Consider the following 22,524-nt stretch of genomic DNA (forward strand, 5'->3'; position numbering starts at 1 on the left):
GCCGCGTTCACAGCAGGGCGTTGAGCAGCACGGTGAGCAGCACCGACACCAGGATCGACAGGACGAGCATCGTCAGGCACCCGGCGCGACCGCCGAGGAACTCCACCCGCGTGCCACCGAACCGCATCGCCGCTACTCGGTGACGCAGGAGATCCAGTACTTGCCGCCCTCGTGGTGCACGCCGTGCGTCTCGCTGGCGAAACCCGGGAACCGCTGGTCGAACGCCTCCAGCAGGCGCAGGTACCGGGGCAGCGGGCCGTCGGGCGAGCCGACGCGCTCACCGGGCACCAGCACCGGGATCCCGGGCGGCGTGGTGGTGACCTGGGTGGCCACCACGCGGTCGGCCAGGTCGTCCAGGCCGACGAGCTCGGTCTCGCCGCGGATGAAGCGCTGGTAGGCCTCGGCCGGCGTCATCACCGCCGTGGGCGGCGTGGGGCTGGTGAACGCCTCGTTCAGCAGCTGCACGACCTTGTTGTCGGCGAGGCTGTGGTGCATCTCGTCGCACAGCTGCGGCAACGTCAGCCGCCCGTACCGCTCGGGGTGCGCCTTCACCAGGTCGGGCAGCACCTCGCCCAGCGGCGCGTGCTCGTCGTGCAGCTGCTTGAAGTCGGTCAGCGCGTCGAGCAACGTGCCCCACTTGCCCTTGGTGATGCCCATGGAGAACAGCACGAGGAACGTGTAGACGTCGGTCTTCTCCACCACGATCCGGCGAGTCTCCAGGTACGCGGTGACGACCCGGGCCGGGATGCCGAACGCCGACACGTCGCCCAGCGCGTCCACGCCGGGGCAGGTGATCGTCACCTTGACCGGGTCGAGCAGGCAGAAGCCGGGTTCGAGGTCGCGGAAGCCGTGCCACGCGGCGTCGGGCTCCAACGTCCAGCAGCCCGGTTCGGTGCGCAGCAGCTCGAGCGGCGCCTGGTCGAACGGCACGCGCTCGCCGGTGGCCGGGTCGGCGACCTCGGCCGGCTGCCAGACGCCGAAGAACCACGGCGGCCGGTCGCCCGCGTCGGCCAGCCGCCTGCCGAGCCGGATCATGGCCTGCCGGAACCGGACCGCCTCGGTGATCGCCTCGGTGGTCAGCCAGTTCCCGGCCGGGCCGTCCATCATGCCCGCCGCGACGTCGCAGGACGCGATCATCGGGTACAGCGGCGACGTGGTGCCGTGCATCATGTACGTCTCGTTGAACCGGGACGGGTCGAACGGCGCCTTGCCGCCGGACTTCACGTGGATCATCGCCGACTGGGACAGCGCGGCCAGCAGCTTGTGCGAGGAGTGCGTGGCGAACACGGTGGGTCGCTGAGCGTCCGGCAGCCCGTCGCCGTCCACCGCCATGCCGTACCGGCGCGCGTAGAGCGGGTTGAACCGGCCGTAGGCGAACCACGCCTCGTCGAAGTGCAGGGTCCGGGTCGACGCGCCGAGCAGCTCGTTCACCCGCACGGTGTCGTAGCAGAGCCCGTCGTAGGTGGAGTTCGTGACGACCGCGTACGCCGCTTCCCGGGTCACCGCGCCCTCGGCGATCGGCGTGCGGTCGATCTGCGCGCGCACCGCCTCGGCCGTCAGCCGCTCCGGCGGGATGGGTCCGGTGATCCCGTAGCCGTTGCGCGTGGGCACGAGGTAGACCGGGCGCGCGCCGGTGAGCGTGACGCCGTGGTTGATCGCCTTGTGGCAGTTGCGGTCCAGCAGGGTGATCTCGTCGTTGGCCACCGCGCTGTGGATGATCATCCGGTTCGACGTGGACGTGCCGTGCAGCACGAAGTAGGTCTCGTCGGCGCCGAAGATGCGGGCGGCGTTGCGCTCGGCGTCGCCGACCGGGCCGGTGTGCTCGAACAGCGAGCCCAGTTCGCCGACGGACACCGAGATGTCGGTGCGGAACAGCCGTTCGCCGAAGTAGTCGAAGAACGCCCGCCCGACCGGCGACTTGAGGAACGCGATGCCGCCCGCGTGCGCCGGGGTGTGCCACGAGTACGGGTGCGTGTCGTCGAACCGGCACAGCTCGCGGAAGAACGGCGGCAGGATGTGGTCGAGGTAGGTGCGCGCGGCGAAGTCGATCCGGCCCGCGATGAAGTCCGGGGTGTCCTCCAGCAGCCAGATCCAGCCGTTGATCACCTCGGACACCCACAGCGGCGTCTCGTCGCTGTAGTCGCCGGTGGTCAGCAGGAACACGGGCAGCCGGGAGGAGAACCGGTCCAGCAGCATGCGCAGCACGCCGCCCTCGACGGCCGGGCCCGCGTCCGGTGGCCGGAGCGCGCCGCCGGCCAGCTCCCAGCTCACGACGGCGGCGGCGAGGTCGGCCTGCGCGGTGATCGCCGAGGCGGCGTCGGTCGCGGAGTGCACGACCATCACGTCGTGCCCGCACTCGCGCAGGTGCGCGCAGACCTGCTCGACCTTGGCCGCCGGCACGGTGTTGTCCTCTGCCGCCCGTTCCGTGGCGATGAGGATGGTGGACCCGGTCATGAGGATCATCAGCTCTCTACGCGCGAGGGGATGTGCCGAGCGTAGGAAGCGGCGGGACGGGGCGGCGGCTCCATCACCGGAATGTGGCCCAGCCTCACCCGACCGTGGGAGAAGCGCTTCGCTCAGTCAAGCGGGTAGTCCATCTCGACCCCGGCCAACGTCACACCATCGGGGAGCGGAACCCGAGTGCGCTTCACCTCCCGGAACCCGAACGACCGGTACAGCGGCACGCCGGGCAGCGTGGCCATCAGCACCAGCGACCGGAAGCCGGCGGCACGGGCGTCCCGCGCGCAGGCGGCGAGTGTCTCGCGGCCCAGACCCCGGCGGGTCCAGTCGGCGCGGACGAACATCGCCCGCACGCGGGCCGGCTCGGTGGCCGGGTCGAGCAGGCGGCCGTCGTCGGGCCGGTCGCCCGACCCGGTGTAGAGCTTGTCCCGCTTGCTCCACCCGCCGCAGGCCACGACCTCCCCCGCCACCTCGTGCACGAAGTAGGTGCCGTCGTCGATCAGCACCACGTCGGGTTCGGTGAGGTAGCGGGCCGCACTGGCGGTCTCGCGCTCGTCGTGGAAGTGCGGGAACAGCTCCAGCACCGACCGGCGCATGAGCGCGGCGATCCCCGGCACGTCCGACCGCACCGCAGCGCGCTGCACGGGCGACTCCCCCACGCGTTCCCTCCCACCGTCGGGGACGATCATCCCACCCGTCGACGGCCGGGGTTCAGGTGAGGAGGATGCCGCCGAGCGTCTGCCGGTTGCCCGGGATGTCCGGCGGCAGGGCCGGGAACACCACCGCGACGAGCGGCGCGAGCCACAACCCGACCGTCCGGCGACCGGACGGACCCGACGGTCCTCAGTGGACGGTCAGGTCAGGCGCGGCGCCGGCACGAGCGCGGCGGTCGTGTACGGCACCAGCCTGCGGAGCAGGTCGTCGGGCGCGCCGTGCGGTTCCCCGGCTCGCGGCAGGGGCATCCGTTCGCCGCGCAACAGGCCCCGGACCCAGTGGGCGACCGCTCTCGGCGGCGGCACGACGTCCGGGCCGAACCTCGCCTGCACGATGACGTCCTCGCCGCTGTGCGTCTCCACCGCGGCCGACCACCCGTTCTCCTCGTCCCAGAGCAGCGCCACGTCCCGGTCGGGGAACCCGGGCAGCCTGCCGTCCAGCGCCAAGTACGCGCCGGCGGGCCGTTCCGCCTGCACGTACGAGCACTCGCCGGTGAGCCCCAGTTCCTCGGTGACCAGCCGGACGTAACCCCGCAGGCCCCATGTCAACGCGTCGTCGAAATCCAGTTCCATCGCGCATCGCCGCCTTCTCCCCGATTACCCCGGGTGTCGACGCGCCGACTGTTTGACGCGGTGAGGGGCTACCCCGACCGGGTGGGAGGTGAACCCGCGAACGGGTACTGTTTCGATCAAGAGGGCCGGGTTGACCATGGCGTTCGGGGTCGAGCACAGTGGTCGCGTGCAAAGGGCGTTGAGCATCCTGACCGTGCTCGCGTACGTGACGCTGCCGCTCGGGTCGGAGAGCTTCGAGCAGCTGCTCGTGCCGACGCTGCTCGTCGGGCTGGTCTACGGCGCGCTGGCCGTCTTCGGCTTCCCGTTCGCTCAACGGCGGCGCGGGGTGTTCGCGGCGGCGTACGTCCTCGTGCAGTTGCCGTTGGGTTTCGTGCTGTTCGCCCTGTCCGGCGCGGCGATCGGGGCGGTGCTGCTGCTGGTGGTGCTGGTCGCGCAGAGCGTGCTGCTGCTGCCGCTGCCGGCCGCCGCCGCGGTGGCCGCGGTCATCCCGTTGATCCACGTGGAGATGGAGTGGCCCGCCGGGCTGCGTGAAGGCCTCGGCACGTTGGCCGTCACCGCGTTCACGGTCGTCATCACCGAGTTGCTGGTGCGGGAGCAGCGCGCCCGCGCGGAACTGGCGGTGGCCAACGAGCGGCTGCGCGGGTACGCCGCCCAGGCCGAGCAGCTCGCGACCACGCAGGAGCGCAACCGGGTCGCCCGCGACATCCACGACGGGCTGGGCCACCACCTGACCGTCGTCCAGATGCTCCTGCAGGCGGCACGGGCGGTGATCGGCACCGCCGAGCCCGAGCGGCTCGACGCGATGCTGGCCAAGGCGCAGGACCAGTCGAAGCAGGCGCTGGCCGAGGTGCGCCGCTCGGTCGCGGCGCTGCGCGAACCCCGCTCCGAGCCGCTGGTGGACGCGTTGCGCGCGTTGGCGTCCGAGACCACCGAGGCGGGTGTGCCGACCGGGTTCGAGGTGCGCGGCGCGGCCCGCGCCGGCCGCGCGGAGGTCGACGAGTCGTTGTTCCGGGCCGCCCAGGAGGGGTTGACCAACGTCCGCAAGCACGCCGCCGCGACCGCCGCGACGGTCGTGCTCGACTACGAGCGCGAGGACCTGGTCCGGTTGGAGGTGCGCGACGACGGCCGCGGCGTCATCGACCGGTCCGGCGACGGGTTCGGCCTGGTCGGGCTCGAGGAACGGGTGGCCGGGCTCGGCGGCCGGGTGTCGGTGGACTCGGCCGAAGGCAAGGGCGTGACGCTGACCGTCGAGGTGCCGGCATGACCGCGCCGGACCAGCCCGTCCGCGTCCTGATCGTGGACGACCAGGCCCTGTTCCGGGAGGCGCTGGCGACGTTGCTCGAGGTGCAGCCGGAGATCGAGGTGGTCGGCGAGGCGGGCGACGGCGAGCAGGCCGTGCGGCGGTGCGCCGAGCTGCGGCCCGACGTGGTGCTGATGGACCTGCGGATGCCGGTGCTGGACGGCATCGCGGCCACGAACCGGCTGCGGGTGGAGCAGCCCGGCGTGCGGGTGCTGGCGCTGACCACGTTCGACGACGACGCGGACGTGTTCGCGGCGTTGCGCGCCGGAGCGCTCGGCTACCTGCTCAAGGACGTCTCGTCGGCCCGACTGGTCGAAGCCCTCGTCGCGGCGCGGCGCGGCGAATCGGTGCTGCAACCGTCCGTGGCGGCGAAGCTCGTGGCCCGGGTGGCGCAACTGCCGCACGAGGACGCGCCGCCCCGGCAGCCGCCCGTGCCGCTCTCCGAACGCGAGCTCGACGTCGTCCGGCTGCTCGCCGAGGGCCGCAGCAACCGCGAGATCGCAGGCCGCCTCTTCCTGGCCGAGGGCACGGTGAAGAACCTCGTCACCGGCGTGCTGACCAAGCTCCAGGTGCGCGACCGCACACAGGCCGCCCTGCGGGCGCGCGAACTCGGGCTCTGCTGAGGTCATGTGACCTCACGCATGACCTTCGGCACCTGACCGCGCTCCCCCGCGGCCGGAGGATCTCCGTTGCGCACAGGCAATCGCAACGGAGGAGCTGTCATGAGTCCGGAACAGACGATCAAGGGTCGGAGGGCCGAGCGGACCGGTGCCGTCCTGCGCTTCGCCCGGCACGCGCTGGAGATGGCCGTCGCCATGGTGGTGGGCATGGTGGCGTTGGAACCGGTCTGGTCGTTCGCCTGGCCGGGCCTGGCCGACAACGTGACCGCGCACGTGCTCGTGATGGCGACCGACATGTCCCTTGGCATGGCGCTGTGGATGCGGATCCGCCGGCACGGGTGGGCGGGCATCGTCGAGATGTCGGCCGCGATGTACGTGCCGTACGTCGTGCTGCTGCCGTTCCACTGGGCCGACGCCCTGTCCGGGTCGGCGCTGATGACCGCCGGTCACGTGCTGATGGTCCCGGCCATGCTGGTCGCGATGCTGCGCCGCCGCCACGACTACGGGTGCTGAACGGCGATGCGCACCGTCACACGCGCTTTGGCGGTCCTGCTCGCCGCCCTCGCCCTGCCGACCGCTTTCGGCGCGCCGACCGTCCGCGCCGCGTTCGACGACCTGAACGCGCCCCGTGCGGACGGCGCCGCGCCACCGCCCGCACGGGTGGCGCACGACCCGGCCAAGCCGACCGCCGTCGTCGTGGTCGGCGACCGCGGCGCCGTCGTGTCCGACACCCTCGCCCCGTACGAGGTCCTGGCCACGACCGGCGCGTTCAACGTCTACGCGGTCGCGCCCTCCGGCCGCCCGGCGCCGCTGACCGGCGGCCTCGACCTGGTACCCGACCTGACCTTCGCCGGGTTGGCCGACCTGCTCGGGGACGACGCGGCGGACGTGGTGGTCGTGCCCGCGATGCCGGACCTCGGCGAGAGCACGGCGAAGCCGGTCACGGACTGGGTGAAGGGGCAGGCGGCCGGCGGCGCGCTGCTGCTCGGCGTGTGCAACGGATCCGGGGTCCTCGCCTCGGCGGGCCTGCTCGACGGCCGTGACGCCACCGCGCACTGGCTGCGCCTCGACGCGTTCGAGGAGGACTACCCGGCCGTCGGCTGGGCCCGCGGCACGCGGTACGTGGACGACGGCGACGTGATCACCACAGCCGGGATCCTGTCCGGTGTCGACGGCACGCTGCGCGTGGTCGAGCGGTTGGTCGGCCCGGACGCCGCGGCCGAAGCGGCGCAGGCGACCGGCTGGCGGCACTACCGCCGGGGCGTCCCGGCCTCGATGACGCAGGCGGACGTGCGACCGGCCGACGCCGTCGTGGGGTTCAACACTGCGTTCGGCTGGGACCGCGACCGGACCGGTGTGCTGCTCACCGACGGCGTCGGCGAGATCGAGTTGGCGTCGGTCTTCGACACCTACGGCCAGTCGTTGGCCGTCCGCACGGTGGCCGTCGCGCCCGGTGTCGAGCCGGTGCGCTCGCGGCACGGGCTGACGTTCGCGCCGAGGGCGGACCCGACCGCCGCCGCCGACCTGGACCGCCTGGTCGTGCCGGGCGCGGGAGCCGCGCGACGGCGGGCGGCGGACCCGTACGCCGAGCTGGAGCCGGTCTACCTGCACCAGGAGGGCGGTTTCCCGTTCGACGGCGTGCTGCGCGACCTCGCGCGCACCACCGACGTGGCCACGGCGACGTGGACGGCGAGGGTGCTGGAGTACCCGACCGACCACCTCGCGCTCAGCGGGTCGGCCTGGCCGTGGACGAGGACGCTGCGGCCGTTCGGGCTGGCGTTCCTCGGCGTCCTCGCGGCGCTCGGCCTGCTCCGGTGGGCGCGGGTGCGGCGAGCGGTCAGGTCGACACCAGCCGCACCGCCGCGACCGCCTCGTCCACGGACGCGTGCAGCGGCAGCGCCCCGTCCACCTGGCTGATCTGCAACGGCCGCAGCACGGCCCGGGTGTTCGCGACCACGGCGAACGGGACGCGCAGCCGGTCCGCCCGGTGGTGGCAGTTGACCAGCATCGCGATGCCGACCGAGCCCATGAACTCGACCTCGCCCAGGTCGAGCACCACCCCCGGCGGGCGCGACTCGAACACGACGTCGAGCTCGGCCACGACCGGCTGGTGCGTGGCGGCGTCGAGCGCGCCGGACACGCTCACCAGCAGGATGCCGCGGTCCAGTTCGGTGGTGGACAGGTGGTGGGCGGGCTCGGCCATGGCGGAAGCTCCTCGCGATCGGAGACCACGAGCCTGCTACCCCCGGGCGCGGGCCGCAAAAGCTGGCCCGCGGGCCTGCTCACCCGGCCAGGGCGAGCAGGTCCCGGTTGCGCTCGGGGTCGCGCAGCAGGCGGATGGACTCCTTCTCCAGCTGCCGGACGCGCTCCCGGGTGAGGCCGAGCTCCTCGGCCAGCTCCTGGAGGCTGCGGGGACGCCCGTCGGCCAGCCCGTAGCGCTCGGTGAGGATCCGCGCCTGCCGCTCGGGCAGCGTGCGCACCAGGGCGCGCAGCCCCTCGGAGAGCTCCTGCTGCTCGACCGCCTCCTGGGCGTCGACGGCCTCGACGTCCTCGATCAGGTCGGCCACGGACGCGCCGCCGTCGTCACCGATCGGTGTTTCCAGGCTCAGGGCGGTGCGGCTGGCGGCCAGCAGGTCGACGACCCTGGTCACCGGCATCTTCGCCGCCTCGGCGATCTCCTCCGGCGTGGGCTCGCGGTCGGTCTCCACCCGCAGCCGCTGCTCGGTCTTGCGCAGCTTGCCCACCTCCTCGTGGACGTGCATGGGCAGCCGGATCGTCCTGGTCTGCTCGGCCAGGCCGCGTTCGATGGCCTGGCGGACCCACCACACCGCGTACGTGGAGAACTTGAAGCCCTTGGCGTAGTCCCACTTCTCCACCGCGCGGATCAGGCCCAGGTTGCCCTCCTGCACCACGTCCAGCATCGGCAGGCCGCGGAACGAGTGCTTCTTGGCCACCGACACCACCAGGCGCAGGTTCGCCCGGATCATGTGGTCCTTGGCACGCCTGCCCTGCTCGGCCACGGTGCGCAGCGCTCGATGACGCTCCGCGTCCAGCGGCGGGCCGTCGCCCTCGTCTGACCTCCGCAGCAGTTCGGCCGCGTACACGCCCGCCTCGATGCGCTTGGCCAGCGCGACCTCCTCGTCGGCGGTGAGCAGGGGCGTGGACGTGAGCTCGCGCAGGTAGCGGCCGACGAGGTCGGCCTCACGCGCACCCTCACGCCCGGTCGTCGCCGGGCGGTGCTCGCGCGGCTCGCGGGTCGGGCGGGTCTGGCGGGGCATCTCCACCGTCAACGACATGGTCGTCTCCTTGCCGGATCGCACCCGCGCACGGGTGACGTGCGGGGTTTCCTGAGGGATTTCGAGGGCCGTCCGCCGACATGACGGCTTCGGACGACTTTCGCCCCGCGCACCTCGGGCAGGGCCGACACCCGGTTCAACGGAACGGTTTCGGCTCGTATTCCACCCGGGACGGCGGTGTGGGCGTGGGCGTGACGGGGCACACCCCAAGGGCCGAGGCGTGGTTCGGCCGGCGGAAGTCCAGCGGAGGTGGCGGGTGACCGAGGACACGACCAGTGACGACCTGGCCGCGAGGCTGAACGAGGTCGCCCGCGCGCTGCACCGGCAGGACACCGCCCAGGACACGCTGGACGAGATCGTGCGCGCGGCCGTGGGCACCATCCCCGGCGCGTGGCACGCCGGGATCATGACGATCGTGGGCAAGCGCGAGGTCCGGACCGTCGCGACGACCGGTGACGTGCCGCGTGACGTGGACCAGGCCCAGTTCGACACCGGTCAGGGACCGTGCCTGACCGCGCTCTACCAGCAGAAGATCGTCAGCGCGCCCGACCTGGCCGAGGAGACGCGGTGGCCGCTGTTCGCCGAGCGGGCACTCGCGCTGGACGTGGCCAGCATGCTGTCGTTCCGGCTCTACGTGGAGGGCGACGACCTCGGTGCGCTCAACCTGTACTCGCCGGACACGCGCGCGTTCGACGAGGAGTCCGAGCACGTGGGCCTTCTGTTCGCCGGACACGCCGCCGTGGCGGTGGCCACCGCCCAGGAACGCGAGCACCTGGCCGAGGTGGTGCAGACGCGGGACCTGATCGGACAGGCCAAGGGCATCCTGATGGAACGCCACCGGCTCACCGCCGACCAAGCCTTCGCCGTGCTCGTGCGCGCCAGCCAGCAGACCAACGTGAAGCTGCGCGTCATCGCCGAGCGACTCACCCGGACGGGTGAGCTGCCGAAACGTTGAGCCCAGGCCCGGAGTCTCCGGTGTCGGACGGGCGCGCGATCATGGTGGCTCCCACCACCGATCGGAGTCCCGTGGTCGACCTCCCGGTGCACCCGTCCGCCGACGCCCTGCTCGCGGACCCCGGCGGGCCCAAGGACGGGATCGCGGCGGAGTTGGCGGCACGGGTGGGGCTCGCGGCCTTCGGCGTCGTGGAGCGCGGTGTGCTGCTGGCGGCGTCGTCTTCGGAGGCCGAACGGCTCGGTGACGTGGTCGTGCGGCCGGAGCACGTGGTGCTGGGCTGGGTGCGTGCGGTCGAGGAGCGCGGCACCAGGCCGCCGGGCGTGCCGGCGCTGGAGGTCGTGCGTGAGCGGTTGCAGGCGTTGATGGCCGATCGGGCGCACGCCGAGTACGAGGCGCTGCGGCCGATCCCGCGCCCGGACGCCGTGCGGCGGCCCCGGACGGTCCTGCTGGCGGGTGTGCCGGGCACGGGCAAGAGCACGTTGGCCGAAGCGCTCGCCTGGCGGCTCACCGCGCCGGTGTTCTCGATGGACTGGCAGCTGGGCGCGCTGCTGCCGTTCGGCGGGCTGAGGACGGACAACACGACGCACCTGGCGGAGCTGAACCTGACCGCGTCGGTGGCGCGGCAGCTCCAGCTGGGCCTCGACGTGATCGTGGACGCGACCGGGCACCGCCGGGAGGCGCGGCGGCGGTGGCGGTCGGTCACCGAGCGCCTGGGCGGGGTGTTCGTCGGCGTGGAGTGCGTGTGCTCGGACGAGGCGGTGCAGCGCGGCCGGGTCGAGGGCCGGGCGCGCGGGATCCCCGGCTGGCCGGCGACGGTGTCGTGGGACCACGTGCTGCGGATGAAGCAGCGGTGGGAGAGCTGGGACGAACCGCACCTCGTGGTGGACTCCGCGACCGAACCGCCCGAGGTCGGCTTGCGCCGCGTGCTGGACCACTGCGCGTCGCTGGAGTAGGGCTATCCGCGCGGGATGGGCTCGTCGTGGGGCTCGGGGTACTCGACGTGGAACTCGCCGTCGAACAGGCGCCAGTAGAAGGCGTTCAGCCGCGCGGCGGCGGGTGCGTGCCGGGCCAGGATCCGGGCCACGGCGGGCGGCACGTCGCCCGGGATGTCGCCGGCGGCGCACCGGCGGACGTACTCGTTGCGGGCCGTGGGGACGCCGCCGGGCGGCACGGTCACCCCGCACACGTCGGTCACCAGCCAGTTCACCAGTCGCATGGCGGCGTAACCGGCGTCGTGCGTGGCGTTGCGCCGGACGAACTCCCGTTCGGCGGCCGCCAGCTCGAACCGCGGCGACGTGACCAGCCCGAAGTCGGTCAGGTGGATCCGCTCGCCGTCGGTGCGCATGTTGCCGAGGTGCCCGTCCATGTGCAGCAGTTCCCGGGCGCGGAGGAACGCCACGATCTCCGAGAACTGCCGTTCGACCGCCTCGGCCTTGCCCGCGGGGTCCTCGGCCAGCCACGGTTGCACCGGGTGCGGGACGTACTCGCAGAACAGCACGAGGCTGCGCGTCGCGGCGGCCAGCGCGTCGAGGCGTGCCCGCACGGCCGTGCTGCCGCCCATGAAGGCCACGACCTCGTCCACGTCGGCGTGCTCGGCGGCGACTGGCGCGCGGCCGGGCAGCACGCGCCAGTGGTGCAGCAGCGGGAACGCCGCCGTCTCACCCGCCAGCACCGCGTCGGTCACGATCCGGTTCGCCGCCAGCTCGCGCCACGCGTTGAACGACGGGCCGCGGATGCCGTACTGGCAGAACACCGGCAGGTCGAAGAGGTTCGCGGTGGAGTGCGGCCGGGCGAACTCCCGGTCGGTCAACGGGATGCGCTTGACGAACACCGGCGTGCCGTCGACGTCGAGGACCGCGGAGCCGCCGCCCACGCCGGTGTCGCCGTGCGTGCCGACGACCGCTTCCAGTTCCCGATCGCGGTACGAGGCGAGGACGGCCGACAGCCGTTCGTGGTCGGCGCGCCGGGAGGTGATCACGTCCCGATCATCCCGCAACGGCCGACCGGCGTCCCGGCCTACGGAAAATCCCGGTCGGTACCGGCACGCGAGTGGCTACTGTGCACGTGACGTCGAGGGGGCAGCTCATGGGCGAATCCGTCAGCGTGGGCCGGCCGCCAGTGGTGCCGGCGCCGTGGCCGCAGGCGGCTGTGGTGCGGACGGCGCGGTTGCGGGTGGAGCCCGTGCGGGTCGCGCACGCCGAGGAGATGGCGGCGGTGCTGGGCGATCCCGCGCTGTACGCGATCATGGGCGGTGCGCCGCCCAGTGCCGCCGAGCTCACGTCGCGGTACCGGCGTTGGGAGCGGCCCACGTCGGACGACGGTCGTGAGGGCTGGCTGAACTGGGTGGTGCTGCGGGACGAGGACGAGACCGCCGTCGGCACCGTGCAGGCGACGACCACGACCGGCGCGAACGGCCTGACCGCCGAGGTGGCCTGGGTGATCGGGGTGCCGTTCCAGGGTCGCGGCTACGCCACCGAGGCCGCCGCGGCCGTGGTGGGGTGGCTGGTCGACGGGGGTGCGCGGGACGTGCACGCGCACATCGCGCCGGACCACCCGGCGAGCGAGGCGGTCGCGCGGCGCATCGGGATGCGCGCCACCGGGGAGTTCCGCGACGACGGCGAGCAGCGGTGGCGGTGGCGGCCGGCGCCTGCCGTGCGGAACGCGACGTGACGCCGCTCGTTGGTCTCGATCGCCGCACGACGGTGGTGGTCGAGTTGACCTCGCCGTCCGCGCGGGTTATCCACGGTTGTGCGCGATGACCAACCCGGGCCGGTGCCCCACGACGACCACGTGACCGGCCCGCCACCGGCCGGGTCGCCACCCTCCACACCGCAACCGGCCGCACCACAGCCCGGCGCGGCGCAGCCGGCCGAGTTCCAGCCCTCCGCACCACCCCTGGCCGCGGCCCATCCCGCCAGGTCCGCCCCACCACGACACGTCCGGTCCGGGCTGTCGTTGGTCGCGGTGTTCCTCGGCGGGCAGCTGACGATGCTCCTGGTGTCCGTGGTCGTGCTGCTGTCGTACGGCTCGGGGGACGCGGCGCTGCTCGAAGACGGCCGGCTGCTGGCGTTGCTGGTCCTGCCCACGTCGTTGGGCGCGGTGGTGGCGGTGGTCGGCACGGGCTGGCTCGGTGGTGGCCCGCGGCTCGGGCGAGTGGCGCGCGAGCTGGCCGTCCGCTGGAACGTCAAGGAGATCGCCATCGGCCTGGCGCTCGGCCTGGGCGGGTTGGCGCTGACGCTGCCCGCCGCCGCGGTGTGGGCCGCGTGGGTCGGCGAGGACCAGGCCGGCTCCGCGGTCGGTGACGCGTTCGCCGGGCGCGAGCTGGGGCTGCCGGCGGCCGTGCTGGTGTTCCTGGCGATCTGGCTGGTCGCGCCGCTGGCCGAGGAAGTGCTGTTCCGGGGCGTGCTGTGGCGCGCGTTGGAGCACCTGGGCTGGAACCGGTGGGTGGTGTTCGTGGCGACCAGCCTGGTGTTCTCGATCGCGCACCTGGAACTGCTGCGCACCCCGCTGCTGCTGGTGCTGTCGATCCCGATCGGCCTGGCCCGGTTGCTCACCGGCAATTTGCTCGCGAGCGTCGTCGCCCACCAGGTCAACAACCTCCTGCCGGCCATCGCCCTGCTCCTGGCCACCACCGGCAACCTGCCGTGACCGTGCCCTGACCGTTCGCCCGTCCGAGGGACACGACGACACGAGAGCATGATCCTCCGCGATACCTGGAGTACACGCCACCACTGCGGGCGGAGGTCCGGGTGCACACGTCGGGAGGCGCCGCCGAGACGCGGTCCACGTCGCCGAGCCGCCTGCGCGACCGCCGGCTGGCGCCGGTCTACGCCCTGGTGACCTCGTTCCTCGCGGTCGTGCTGCTCGGCGCCGTGGCGCGCGAGCCCACCGACCCGCCACCGGCGGCCGTCGGCATCCAGTTCGTGTCGGACCAGTCGGCCCGCGCGGTCACCGGGTTGACGAACGCCCACGTCAAGGTGCTCGCCCGGAACTCCTCCGACCTCAGGGTGAACGACCGGGGCCAGGTGGACGTCGCCACGTCGGGCGAGCCGCTCACCATCTGCCTGCGGCTACCGGACCGGTGGTCGGCGCCCGCGCCCGCCGCACAGCTCGACGGATACCGGTGCTGGCCGTCGGTCGACACGGCCGAGGTCAACGCCGACCGGCGGGTCGAGCTGGTCGTGACCCCGCCGAAGGGGTCCTGATGACGACGAGGAACGCGATCGTCCTGGTCCTGACGGCGGTGTGCGCCACGGCGGGCGCGCTGATCGGCCTCCAGAGCTGGGACCTGGACCTCTGGCGGTCGGTGACGGTCGTGGTGGTCGGCGCGCTCCTCGGCGTCGCGCTCGCGTTCGGGCTGCTGACCACCGACCACCGCGAGGTCACCCGGATCCATCGCGTGGCGCCCGGCGCGGCGGAACGCGAGCCGGTGCCCGCCCGGCCCACCGAGCCCGGAACGAAGCCCGACCGGACCTGGTGGACCGAGACACCCACGCCACCGGGCACCCCGCGACACGAAACGCCGAAGGGCTACGACGTGGACCGCGCGGTAGTCGCGCAGTGCCCGCGCTGCGGCGATTTCCGACTGGACCTGAAGCAGGACGGCGATTCCTGCGCCTTCCACTGCCGCAACCCGAACTGCGGCCACCGGTGGGAGTGGCGCGCGGGTGCGCCGTGGCCGACCACGGTCATCCGCCGCAACCTGACCGGCTGACGTGAGGACCGACGAAGAGGGGGTCGCTGTGGAGAAGTACCGGCAGTCCGTGTCACGGTCCGAGCCGGGGTGCGTGGTCATCCTGCTCGACCGCTCGGACTCGATGAAGCTCGCCTGGGGCCGCACCGGCGCGTCCCTGGCGGACGGCGCGGCGCTGGCCGTCAACAACATCCTGCTGGACATGTGCATCAAGGCGACCACCGAGGTCAACGCACCGGTGCGGCACTACTTCGACGTCGGCATCTTCAGCTACGGCGCACGCCTGGGCGAAGCGGGCGAAGGTGTGGAGTCGGCGTTCGGCGGGGCGCTGGCCGGTCGCGGTCTCGTGCCACTGCCGGAGTTGGCCGAGCACCCCGTGGCGGTGCGGGAGGAGCCGTCCATCGACCTGATGCCGGTGGCCGCGCGGATGCCGGTGTGGGTCGATGCGGTGCACGGCTACCGCACGCCGATGTGCCAGGCGATCGCGGTCGCCGGCGCGCACGTGTTCGACTGGGCCGCCGCCCACCCGGACTCGTTCCCGCCGATCGTCGTCAACATCACCGACGGCATGGTGACCGACAGCCCGTACGACGGCGCGACCCTGCACGACTGGGCGCAGCGGCTGACGTCGATCGAGACCAACGACGGCGCGACGTTGTTCTTCAACGTGTTCCTCTCCCCCTTCGAGGTCACCGAGATCGTGTTCCCCTCCGACCCGGCCGGCCTGCCACCGCCCGGCCCGGACCTGTTCGAGCTGAGCAGCCCCCTGCCGCCGCCGATGGTCGACAACGCCAGGGTCGACGGCTACGACGTCCGGCCGGGCGCGCGCGGGCTGGCGTTCAACGTGGGCCGCTCGACCCTGCTGCGGGTGCTGCAGATCGGCACCAGAGTGCCGGATCGCGCGAGGTAGGGGCACGCCGTGACGCACACCCGGCAGGTCGTCTTCTACGCGCCGAAGCACGGCAACGCCGAGGCCGAGTGGGAGGACGGCGCGGCGGCGGCGCCCGCCGACGGCGACGGGCGCGGCCCCAGGTTCGCCGTCGCGGACGGCGCCACCCAGGGCTTCGGCTCCGCCCGCTGGGCGCAGCAACTGGTCGCCGGGTTCGTCGGGGACCAGGGCACGGCGCCGGACCTGACCGTGGACGCCCTGCACCGCTGGGCGTCGGACATGCGGGGCCGGTGGCACGACGACCCCCGCCTGGCGGGCGCGACGGACCTGCAACGGCTCAAGCAGGCGACGGTCGGCTCGTTCGCCACGTTCCTCGGCTGCGAGCTCCGCGACCTCGCCGGCCCGCGACCGCGGTGGACCGCGGTCGCGCTGGGCGACGCGGTGCTGTTCCACGTCCGCGGGCACCGGGTGGTGTCCCAGTTCCCGCCGATCGCGCCGGAGGAGTTCGGGTCCAACCCGGACGGCCTGCCGACCGACGCCGCCGGGCTGGCCGCCATGATCGGCCGGGCGTCGTTCGCCGAGGGCGACCTCGCCGACGGTGACCTGCTGTACCTGGCCACGGACGCGTTCGCCCAGTGGGTCGCCACGACCGACCTGCGCGACCCGCGGGCGTTGTGGACGACGTTGGCGGGGCTGGACCACCCCGAGGCGTTCCGCGCGCTCGTGGCGGGCCGCCGGGCGGCGCGCGAGATGGTCAACGACGACGTCACCCTCATGCGGGTGCGGCTCGACTGGAGGCCGGCCGAACACCTGGTGGTGTGCCTGTGATCCGCTACCCGACGCCCGAGGAGTACGCGAAGGCCGTGCAGCACCCGGACTGCTTCGTCGCCGACGAGCTGCGCGGGCTGGAACTCGTCGTGCACCCCCTGTACGGGATACCGATGCCGGCGGCGGGCACCAGCGCCGTCGTGTTCAAGGCGGTGGCGGGCGGACAGGCGCAGGCGTTGCGGTTCTTCACCAGGGACGACGTGTCGAGCAGCGAGCGCTATGGCGCGCTGCACGCGCACTTCACGTCGAGCGGGCTGGAGAACGTGGTCGCCCTGCCCCGGTGGGTCGACGACGGCATCCGGGTCAACGGCCGCACGTGGCCCGCGGTGCGGATGCAGTGGGTGGAGGGCCACACGCTCAACCGGCACGTGGACGAGCTGGTGGAACGTGCGGACACCTCGTCGTTGTCCGCGCTGGCGAGCTCGTGGCGCGCCCTGGTGACGCGGATCCAGCGGGCCGGGTTCGCGCACGGCGACCTTCAGCACGGCAACGTCCTGGTCGGCCGGGACGGCGACCTGCGGCTGGTCGACTTCGACTGCTCGTGGATCGACCGGTTCTCCGGCACACTCGCGCCGAGCGAGACCGGGCACCGCAACTACCAGCCCGAGCACCGGCCGTGGGGCCGGTGGATGGACACGTTCTCCGGGCTGGTCATCTACCTGTCGCTGCTGGCGTTGGCGAAGGACCCGACCGGCTGGCGGACGTGCTACACCGGCGAGAACCTGCTGTTGCGGCGCGAGGACTTCCAGCCGCCGTTCACCACGCCCGCGTGGGCGCACCTGGCCGCGATCGGCGACCCACGGGTGGACGAGGTGGCCCAGCGGCTCAAGGAGTGCTGCGCGCCGGGGTGGGTCGCCGACTCGGCGTTGGACGACCTGCTCGCGCCCAGGGCCAAGCCGTGGTGGGAACGCACGCCCGCGGTGGTCGCGGCTCAGCCCGAGCGGGTCGACGTGCCGGCTCCGCGCACGCCCGTCGCCCCGCCCCGCTCCACGCCGGCCGCCCGGCCGCAGCCGCCCGGTGGCGACTGGTGGGCCGCCGTGGACCCGGCGCTGCGGAACGCGCCCGTGCCGCCGCAACCGGTGGACAAGCGGCCGCCGCTCGTGAGCGTGTACGCGGTCGCCGCCGTGGTCGGTGTCTTCCTCGGGCTGGTCGCCGCAATGGACGCGGGTGCCGGGCTGGGGGTGTTCATCGGGCTGGTGACGGCCCTCTTCACGCTGACGATCGGGCTGATCCGGCGGAACCGGTCGGTCAGGCCGCCAACAGGCAGACGATGACGCCGAGCAGGCCGACGGACGCGATGACCACGGCCTGCCGGGCGCGTGGCTCGTGATTCCTGATGGCCACGAGGCCCAGGACCAGCCCGATGAGGACCACCACCCCGACCAGCGCGGCGACCGGGGAACCGCCGGCCGCCGCGTGGAGCAGGAACGGGATCCCGGTCGCGCCGAGGGTCGCGCTCAGGAACGAGCGGTCGTTCGACGGCGGCGAGGTGGGTGGTGCCGGCGTGGCTAGCTCCGGCGTGTCCGATTCCGAACCGGGCTGTTGCGACGCGGGATGTTGCGGAGTGCCCGGTTGCGGCGTGGGCTCTTGCGACTCGGGCAGTGGCGCGTCTGGCCGCGGCGCGTGCCGTCGCGGCCAGGACTGATCCGGCTCGACCGGCCCGCGCGGGCCCGGCGTGAGCGGTTGTGGTTCGGGAGAACGGGGTGCGGGCGGTCGCGGCGCCGGTGGTTCCGTTGTGGACGGGGTCTGCTTCTCCCCCTGCCACCACTGCGGGGTTGGCGACCGGCCGGGTTCCGGCGTCTCGGCGGCCGGCCGCGCCTCGGTCGCCATCACGTTGCGCAGCCAGGCCGGCGTCGCACCGGCGCCCGAACCCTCGGCCTCGGCCGCGACCGCCGTGCCGGCCGTGCCCTCCGGCTCCGGCACGGGCGGTGGGCCGATCACCACCGGGTTCTTCCGCCAGTAGTCGGCGGCCGAGAGCCAGGTGACGCCCTCGGGCAGGTCTTCGCCCTCCCCCGGCTCGACGTTCGCCAGGATCTCGTCGATCTCGCGCGAGTTCAGGTTGGTGATCTCGCCGCGCTCGCGGAACTCGCGCAGCAGCTTCACGATGTCGGCACGGGCGATCTCGTCCCGCTCCGTCCGCAGGTGCCGCCGCAACTGGCCGATGATGATCTCCTGCCGCTCCGGCGCGATCGGCTGCGGCCCGAGGAGTTCGGCGATGCGGTAGAGGTACTCGAACGGCACCTTGGGCGGCGGGGGCATCGGGTTCGGCGGCACGCGCTTCTGGGCGGTCAGCTCGGTGAGCGCCCCCGCCAACGACACGATCGCGTCCGCGCTGCGCTCCCGGTAGTCGACCAGCTGCCGCTCCATGATCGGGATGCGGAGGTTGTCCAGCGGCCCGACCTGCACCGGGAGCACCGGCACGCCGAGCTGCTGCGCGTAGTCGAACTCCGCGTGGCAGGGCACCGACTTCCAGGACGCCTGCGACAGCGCGAACACGAAGACCCGGGCGGCCTGGATGGTGCGGATGATCTCGCGCCACCACAGCTCGCCGCCGTGGATCTCGTGGTCGAGCCAGACCTGCTGCCCCATCCGGCCGAGGTCGTCCCGAAGGGCGCGCACCAAGGTCTCGTCGGCACGGGTGTAGCTGACGAAGATGGTCATGGTCACGCCCTCCGGTCCGGGGCACGTCACTCCAGCGCTCATCTGGTTGGTCGCGCGGAACCGCCCTTTCGTTGCGCTCGGTGGGGGTCATTCACCTATCTGACCCGTTGGAGTGACCTCTCCCGGCGCTCGGCGACGCTCGACCCGGACTCCCGCCGGGCCATCCGGCGCAGCACGGCCGGCGCCACGAGCAGGCCCAGGACCGCCCACGCGGTGAGCACGCCGACGGTCTCCAGGTGCCGCCAGGACTCGCCGATCTCCACGGCCGCGGCGGCGTCGGGCAGCAGCGCCGAGCGCATGCCGAGGCCGAGCCAGTAGACCGGGAACACCTGGGCGATCCACTGCACCCAGCCCGGCAGGGCCGTGACCGGGTAGAAGATGCCGGAGATCGCGATCATGGCGAGGATCGGCAGGATGAGCAGGCCCTGCGCGCGTGCGCTGGAGAACACCGAGCCGAGCACCGCACCGATGGGCAGGGCGGCGAGCATGCCGAGCGCCAGCACCCAGGCCAGGGTCAGCCACGCGTCGACACTGCCCGTGACCAGGCCGGAGACCAGGAACACGCCCGGGACGAGGAAGATCGCCAGGTCCACGACGAGGCCGCCGGACACCGACACGAGCTTGCCGACCAGGTAGCCCAGCATCCCGTTCGGCGTGGCCTTGGCGCGCAGCAGCGTGCCGTCCTCGCGGTCCGCGGTCAGCAGCTGGCTCATGGTGACCATGGCCATCGCGGCGTTCATGCCGAGGATGCCGGGCAGCGCCAGGGCGCCGACGGAGAACCCGGTCTGCCCGAACGACACGTCACGCAGGAAGAACGTGACGACGAGCATCAACACCGGCCAGAACGCGTGGTTCCACAGGTCCGCGCCGTTGGTCAGGGACTGCCGCAGCTCGATCAGGCCGCGCTGCCTGCCCGCGCGCAACGCGGTGGTGGTCGGGCTCATCGGGCCGCTCCTCCCGCCTCGACCCGCCGCACCAGCGACAGGTAGGTGTCTTCGAGTGAGGCCTGGCGGACCTCCAGGTCGGTGATCCCGTCTCCGTGGCGGCGGAACAGGTCGTGCACGAACCTCGTGGACTCCCGCACGTGCCGGACGTGCCGCTGCCCGGCGTGGGTCCAGCGGACCTCGTCCTCGCCCGCGATGCGCTGCGCCAGCTCGTCGGCCGTGCCGTCGGCGACGATCCGGCCGCCGTCGAGGATGACGATGCGGTCGGCGAGCTTCTCGGCCTCGTCCAGGTCGTGCGTGGTGAGCAGGATCGTGGTCGACTCCCGGGCCGCGAGCCCGCGCACGAGTTCGTGGAACTCACGCCGGGCGACCGGGTCGAACCCGGTGGTCGGCTCGTCCAGGAACAGCAGCTCGGGGCGGCCGACGATGCCGACGGCGACGTCCAGCCTGCGCCGCTGGCCGCCGGACAGCGTGCGGACCTTCGCGCCCGCCTGCGCGGTCAGGCCGACGGCCGCGACCAGGTCGTCCGGGTCCCACGGTCGCGCGACCTGGTCGGTGGCGTAGCAGGAGTAGTAGACGCCGAGGTGGTGCAGCAGTTCGCGGACGCGCCACTTGCCGTGGTCCCGCCAGGACTGCAGGACGACGCCGACACGGGCGCGCCACCGCTCGTCGGCGCGGGCCGGGTCGACGCCGAGCACCGACACCCGGCCCGCCGAGCGCATCCGGAAACCCTCCAGGATTTCGATCGTCGTGGTCTTGCCCGCGCCGTTCGGGCCGAGCAGGGCCAGCACCTCGCCGTGGCGGGCCTGGAACGTGACGTCGTGCAGGACGTCGGTCGTGCCGTAGCGCATGCGCAGGCCGTCGACGTCGAGCGCGACTTGCTCGCTTGCCATTCCTCCCCCTTTCTGCCGGTTCGATCTTCAAGAGAGCGCGAAAGCTACGTTGCGTTTTGTGCTCCTGCAACGGCGTGAAAGCGCAAGTGAGATGTTCTAGCTGGTGCGAAGCGTCCAATCATTGCAACCGTGGTGACGACGAACGCAATGATCCGACTGGGAACGTTGCACTGAGATGCCCGTGAACGCACACTGGTCCCACCGAGGAAAAGGGGACGGGCGATGCCGGGTGGCAGGCTGACCGACGAGGACCGCCGTGACATCGCGGTGGGGTTGACCCGCGGTCTGGGGTACGCCGAGATCGCGCGACGGCTGGGCAGGCCGACGTCCACCGTCACGCGCGAGGTGGGCCGCAACGGCGGTCCCCGCGACTACCGGGCCGACCGCGCCCACCGGGCCACGCTCCGACGCGCCCGCCGGCGCAAGTCCGCGACGCACCACGAGCCGCCCGCCGCCGTCGGAGCGGAAGGCCGCGACCCGGTGGCGGTGCTGGCGTTCGCGGAGGAGTTCGCCGGGCTGATGGTGCGGATGGGGCTGCCGCGCATGGCGGCCCGCGTGCTGGCGAGCCTGGTCACGACCGACGCGGGCGCCCTGACCGCCGCCGAGCTGGTCGGCAGGCTGCGGGTCAGCCCGGCGTCGGTGTCCAAGGCGGTCGGCTACCTCGAAGGGCTCGAACTTCTGCACCGCGAACGCGACGCCCGGCGTCGGGAGCGGTACTCCATCGACGACGACATGTGGTTGCGGACGTGGCTGACGAGCGCCCGGACCAACGCGATGCTCGCCGAGACGGCCGAACGCGGGGTCGAGGTCTTCGACCACGCCACGCCGGTCGGCGCCCGGCTGGACCGGATGCGCCGGTTCTTCGCGCAGCTCGCCGACGACATGTCCGGCGGTCCGAGCACCGACGTGGTGGCCGTGCTCGGCGCGCTCGTCCGCACGGTCACCCCGGAGGGCGCGGACCGGCTCGCCGCCGAGCTGGACTGGCCGCCGGACCGCGTCGCCGAGGCGCTGCGCGACGCCGAGCAGGTCATGCGCTAGCTCGTCGATCTCTGTCGTTAGGATGACCGCATGGCCCTGATCCACCAAGCAACCGTGAACCCGACCAAGGTCGAGCTGCTGGCCGGCTGGCTGCCCGGCCGCGACTGGTACACCGGGCCGACCGGCGAGGTGGTGCGGGTGGCGTCCTACCGCTTCGACGACCCGGCCGGCGCGGTCGGGATCGAGACCATGCTGGTGCGGGTCGGCGACGGGCCGGTGCTCCAGATGCCCCTCACCTACCGCGACGCGCCGTTGGACGGTGGCGACGAGTGGCTGATCGGCACCACCGAGCACTCGGTGCTGGGCAAGCGCTGGGTCTACGACGCGTTCGGCGACCCGGTGTACGCGGCGGCGCTCGCGGAGGCGATCCTCACCGGGGCCGGCCAGGTCGAGGAGTTCGTGCAGCACGAGGACCGGCTCGAACGCCGCGACCCCAACATGGGCATCGCCGTGATCGGGCACGGGTCGGCCGGTGCGCCCGCAGCGGGTGGGGTCCAGCGCGTGGCCGAAGGAGATCCGACGCTGGTCGTGACGGAGACCGTCGAGCTGACCGTCCGCCGTCGTCTCGACGCCGGCGGCGAGCTCACCGGCGCCGTCCTGACCGGCACGTGGGCCGGTCAGGAGACGCCGGTGCCGCTGGCCTCCGCGACGCCGCGCTGAG

General features: G+C 73.0%; 24 protein-coding genes. 15 read left to right on the top strand and 9 right to left on the bottom strand.

What is annotated here, in order from left to right:
• Window positions 1-132: 132 nt before the first annotated feature.
• The 3 genes from LNK82_RS34170 to LNK82_RS34180 form a co-directional block, all read right to left on the bottom strand.
• Window positions 133-2,463, bottom strand: coding sequence for an Orn/Lys/Arg family decarboxylase (locus tag LNK82_RS34170; protein WP_230571051.1), 2,331 nt, complete (start codon window positions 2,461-2,463; stop codon window positions 133-135).
• A gap of 113 nt (window positions 2,464-2,576) precedes the next feature.
• The gene (locus tag LNK82_RS34175) at window positions 2,577-3,104 is read right to left on the bottom strand and encodes a GNAT family N-acetyltransferase (RefSeq protein ID WP_230571052.1); all 528 of its coding nucleotides are present in this window, start codon (window positions 3,102-3,104) and stop codon (window positions 2,577-2,579) included.
• A 210-nt stretch (window positions 3,105-3,314) separates the two neighbouring features.
• Window positions 3,315-3,746, bottom strand: a complete 432-nt coding sequence (locus tag LNK82_RS34180) for a DUF6292 family protein (protein ID WP_230571053.1) — start codon at window positions 3,744-3,746, stop codon at window positions 3,315-3,317.
• A 166-nt stretch (window positions 3,747-3,912) separates the two neighbouring features.
• Between LNK82_RS34180 and LNK82_RS34185 the strand changes: the two genes are divergently transcribed.
• From LNK82_RS34185 to LNK82_RS34200, 4 genes are all read left to right on the top strand, one after another.
• Window positions 3,913-5,010: a sensor histidine kinase gene (locus LNK82_RS34185; protein WP_230571054.1), complete on the top strand. Its 1,098-nt coding sequence runs from the start codon at window positions 3,913-3,915 to the stop codon at window positions 5,008-5,010.
• Window positions 5,007-5,669, top strand: coding sequence for a response regulator (locus LNK82_RS34190; RefSeq protein ID WP_230571055.1), 663 nt, complete (start codon window positions 5,007-5,009; stop codon window positions 5,667-5,669). The genes LNK82_RS34185 and LNK82_RS34190 overlap by 4 nt, the downstream gene beginning before the upstream one ends.
• A gap of 99 nt (window positions 5,670-5,768) precedes the next feature.
• A complete protein-coding gene (locus LNK82_RS34195; RefSeq protein WP_230571056.1) occupies window positions 5,769-6,179 on the top strand; it encodes a hypothetical protein in 411 nt (136 codons plus the stop codon).
• Window positions 6,180-6,185: 6 nt separating this feature from the next.
• A complete protein-coding gene (locus tag LNK82_RS34200; protein WP_230571057.1) occupies window positions 6,186-7,583 on the top strand; it encodes a DJ-1/PfpI family protein in 1,398 nt (465 codons plus the stop codon).
• Here LNK82_RS34200 and LNK82_RS34205 read toward each other — a convergent pair.
• Together LNK82_RS34205 and LNK82_RS34210 are read right to left on the bottom strand one after the other, a co-directional pair.
• A complete protein-coding gene (locus LNK82_RS34205; RefSeq protein WP_230571058.1) occupies window positions 7,504-7,869 on the bottom strand; it encodes an STAS domain-containing protein in 366 nt (121 codons plus the stop codon). The two genes, LNK82_RS34200 and LNK82_RS34205, sit on opposite strands and share 80 nt — an antisense overlap.
• Window positions 7,870-7,948: 79 nt before the next feature.
• A complete protein-coding gene (locus LNK82_RS34210) occupies window positions 7,949-8,962 on the bottom strand; it encodes a sigma-70 family RNA polymerase sigma factor (RefSeq protein WP_230571059.1) in 1,014 nt (337 codons plus the stop codon).
• A 256-nt stretch (window positions 8,963-9,218) separates the two neighbouring features.
• Here LNK82_RS34210 and LNK82_RS34215 point away from each other — a divergent pair, with 256 nt between their 5' ends.
• Window positions 9,219-9,917 (top strand): GAF and ANTAR domain-containing protein, encoded by a 699-nt coding sequence (locus tag LNK82_RS34215; RefSeq protein WP_230571060.1) that lies wholly within the window; start codon window positions 9,219-9,221, stop codon window positions 9,915-9,917.
• A gap of 71 nt (window positions 9,918-9,988) precedes the next feature.
• Window positions 9,989-10,870, top strand: a complete 882-nt coding sequence (locus LNK82_RS34220; protein WP_230571061.1) for an AAA family ATPase — start codon at window positions 9,989-9,991, stop codon at window positions 10,868-10,870.
• Window positions 10,871-10,872: 2 nt separating this feature from the next.
• Here LNK82_RS34220 and LNK82_RS34225 read toward each other — a convergent pair whose 3' ends face one another.
• Window positions 10,873-11,895, bottom strand: coding sequence for a serine/threonine protein phosphatase (locus LNK82_RS34225; protein WP_230571062.1), 1,023 nt, complete (start codon window positions 11,893-11,895; stop codon window positions 10,873-10,875).
• A gap of 107 nt (window positions 11,896-12,002) precedes the next feature.
• Here LNK82_RS34225 and LNK82_RS34230 point away from each other — a divergent pair, with 107 nt between their 5' ends.
• The 7 genes from LNK82_RS34230 (at window position 12,003) to LNK82_RS34260 (ending at window position 17,601) form a co-directional block, all read left to right on the top strand.
• Window positions 12,003-12,587 (top strand): GNAT family N-acetyltransferase, encoded by a 585-nt coding sequence (locus LNK82_RS34230; protein WP_230571063.1) that lies wholly within the window; start codon window positions 12,003-12,005, stop codon window positions 12,585-12,587.
• Between the two features lie 102 nt (window positions 12,588-12,689).
• Window positions 12,690-13,565 (top strand): CPBP family intramembrane glutamic endopeptidase, encoded by an 876-nt coding sequence (locus LNK82_RS34235; protein WP_230571064.1) that lies wholly within the window; start codon window positions 12,690-12,692, stop codon window positions 13,563-13,565.
• 101 nt (window positions 13,566-13,666) lie between these two features.
• Window positions 13,667-14,122, top strand: coding sequence for a hypothetical protein (locus LNK82_RS34240; protein ID WP_230571065.1), 456 nt, complete (start codon window positions 13,667-13,669; stop codon window positions 14,120-14,122).
• Window positions 14,122-14,631 carry a hypothetical protein gene (locus LNK82_RS34245; RefSeq protein WP_230571066.1) on the top strand — a complete coding sequence of 170 codons (510 nt, stop codon included), beginning with the start codon at window positions 14,122-14,124 and terminating at the stop codon, window positions 14,629-14,631. Before LNK82_RS34240 ends, LNK82_RS34245 begins: the two co-directional genes overlap by 1 nt.
• Before the next feature lie 28 nt (window positions 14,632-14,659).
• Window positions 14,660-15,520 (top strand): hypothetical protein, encoded by an 861-nt coding sequence (locus tag LNK82_RS34250; RefSeq protein WP_230571067.1) that lies wholly within the window; start codon window positions 14,660-14,662, stop codon window positions 15,518-15,520.
• Between the two features lie 9 nt (window positions 15,521-15,529).
• Window positions 15,530-16,327, top strand: a complete 798-nt coding sequence (locus LNK82_RS34255) for a hypothetical protein (RefSeq protein WP_230571068.1) — start codon at window positions 15,530-15,532, stop codon at window positions 16,325-16,327.
• Window positions 16,324-17,601, top strand: coding sequence for a hypothetical protein (locus tag LNK82_RS34260; RefSeq protein ID WP_230571069.1), 1,278 nt, complete (start codon window positions 16,324-16,326; stop codon window positions 17,599-17,601). Before LNK82_RS34255 ends, LNK82_RS34260 begins: the two co-directional genes overlap by 4 nt.
• Here the strand turns inward: LNK82_RS34260 and LNK82_RS34265 are convergent.
• From LNK82_RS34265 to LNK82_RS34275, 3 genes are all read right to left on the bottom strand, one after another.
• Window positions 17,576-18,988, bottom strand: a complete 1,413-nt coding sequence (locus LNK82_RS34265; RefSeq protein WP_230571070.1) for a toll/interleukin-1 receptor domain-containing protein — start codon at window positions 18,986-18,988, stop codon at window positions 17,576-17,578. The genes LNK82_RS34260 and LNK82_RS34265 overlap by 26 nt on opposite strands.
• Before the next feature lie 95 nt (window positions 18,989-19,083).
• Entirely contained in the window at window positions 19,084-19,932 is an 849-nt protein-coding gene (locus LNK82_RS34270) for an ABC transporter permease (RefSeq protein ID WP_230571071.1), read from the bottom strand.
• A complete protein-coding gene (locus LNK82_RS34275; protein WP_230571072.1) occupies window positions 19,929-20,825 on the bottom strand; it encodes an ABC transporter ATP-binding protein in 897 nt (298 codons plus the stop codon). The genes LNK82_RS34270 and LNK82_RS34275 overlap by 4 nt, the downstream gene beginning before the upstream one ends.
• A gap of 222 nt (window positions 20,826-21,047) precedes the next feature.
• Here LNK82_RS34275 and LNK82_RS34280 point away from each other — a divergent pair, with 222 nt between their 5' ends.
• Both LNK82_RS34280 and LNK82_RS34285 read left to right on the top strand, forming a co-directional pair.
• Window positions 21,048-21,863: a GbsR/MarR family transcriptional regulator gene (locus LNK82_RS34280; RefSeq protein ID WP_230571073.1), complete on the top strand. Its 816-nt coding sequence runs from the start codon at window positions 21,048-21,050 to the stop codon at window positions 21,861-21,863.
• A 30-nt stretch (window positions 21,864-21,893) separates the two neighbouring features.
• On the top strand, window positions 21,894-22,523 hold the full coding sequence (locus LNK82_RS34285; RefSeq protein ID WP_230571074.1) for a CG0192-related protein: 630 nt from the start codon (window positions 21,894-21,896) through the stop codon (window positions 22,521-22,523).
• Window position 22,524 lies beyond the last annotated feature (1 nt).

The organism is Saccharothrix luteola (assembly GCF_020859565.1).
GTDB classification, from domain to species: domain Bacteria; phylum Actinomycetota; class Actinomycetes; order Mycobacteriales; family Pseudonocardiaceae; genus Actinosynnema; species Actinosynnema luteola.

Excerpts from the sequence above, each read along its gene's own strand:
- LNK82_RS34270 (WP_230571071.1), bottom strand. The coding sequence starts at position 19,932 with ATGAGCCCGACCACCACCGCGTTGCGCGCGGGCAGGCAGCGCGGCCTG.
- LNK82_RS34275 (WP_230571072.1), bottom strand. The coding sequence starts at position 20,825 with ATGGCAAGCGAGCAAGTCGCGCTCGACGTCGACGGCCTGCGCATGCGC.
- LNK82_RS34170 (WP_230571051.1), bottom strand. The coding sequence starts at position 2,463 with ATGATCCTCATGACCGGGTCCACCATCCTCATCGCCACGGAACGGGCG.
- LNK82_RS34190 (WP_230571055.1), top strand. The coding sequence starts at position 5,007 with ATGACCGCGCCGGACCAGCCCGTCCGCGTCCTGATCGTGGACGACCAG.
- LNK82_RS34280 (WP_230571073.1), top strand. The coding sequence starts at position 21,048 with ATGCCGGGTGGCAGGCTGACCGACGAGGACCGCCGTGACATCGCGGTG.
- LNK82_RS34245 (WP_230571066.1), top strand. The coding sequence starts at position 14,122 with ATGACGACGAGGAACGCGATCGTCCTGGTCCTGACGGCGGTGTGCGCC.
- LNK82_RS34230 (WP_230571063.1), top strand. The coding sequence starts at position 12,003 with ATGGGCGAATCCGTCAGCGTGGGCCGGCCGCCAGTGGTGCCGGCGCCG.
- LNK82_RS34195 (WP_230571056.1), top strand. The coding sequence starts at position 5,769 with ATGAGTCCGGAACAGACGATCAAGGGTCGGAGGGCCGAGCGGACCGGT.
- LNK82_RS34200 (WP_230571057.1), top strand. The coding sequence starts at position 6,186 with ATGCGCACCGTCACACGCGCTTTGGCGGTCCTGCTCGCCGCCCTCGCC.
- LNK82_RS34210 (WP_230571059.1), bottom strand. The coding sequence starts at position 8,962 with ATGTCGTTGACGGTGGAGATGCCCCGCCAGACCCGCCCGACCCGCGAG.
- LNK82_RS34285 (WP_230571074.1), top strand. The coding sequence starts at position 21,894 with ATGGCCCTGATCCACCAAGCAACCGTGAACCCGACCAAGGTCGAGCTG.
- LNK82_RS34205 (WP_230571058.1), bottom strand. The coding sequence starts at position 7,869 with ATGGCCGAGCCCGCCCACCACCTGTCCACCACCGAACTGGACCGCGGC.
- LNK82_RS34265 (WP_230571070.1), bottom strand. The coding sequence starts at position 18,988 with ATGACCATCTTCGTCAGCTACACCCGTGCCGACGAGACCTTGGTGCGC.
- LNK82_RS34180 (WP_230571053.1), bottom strand. The coding sequence starts at position 3,746 with ATGGAACTGGATTTCGACGACGCGTTGACATGGGGCCTGCGGGGTTAC.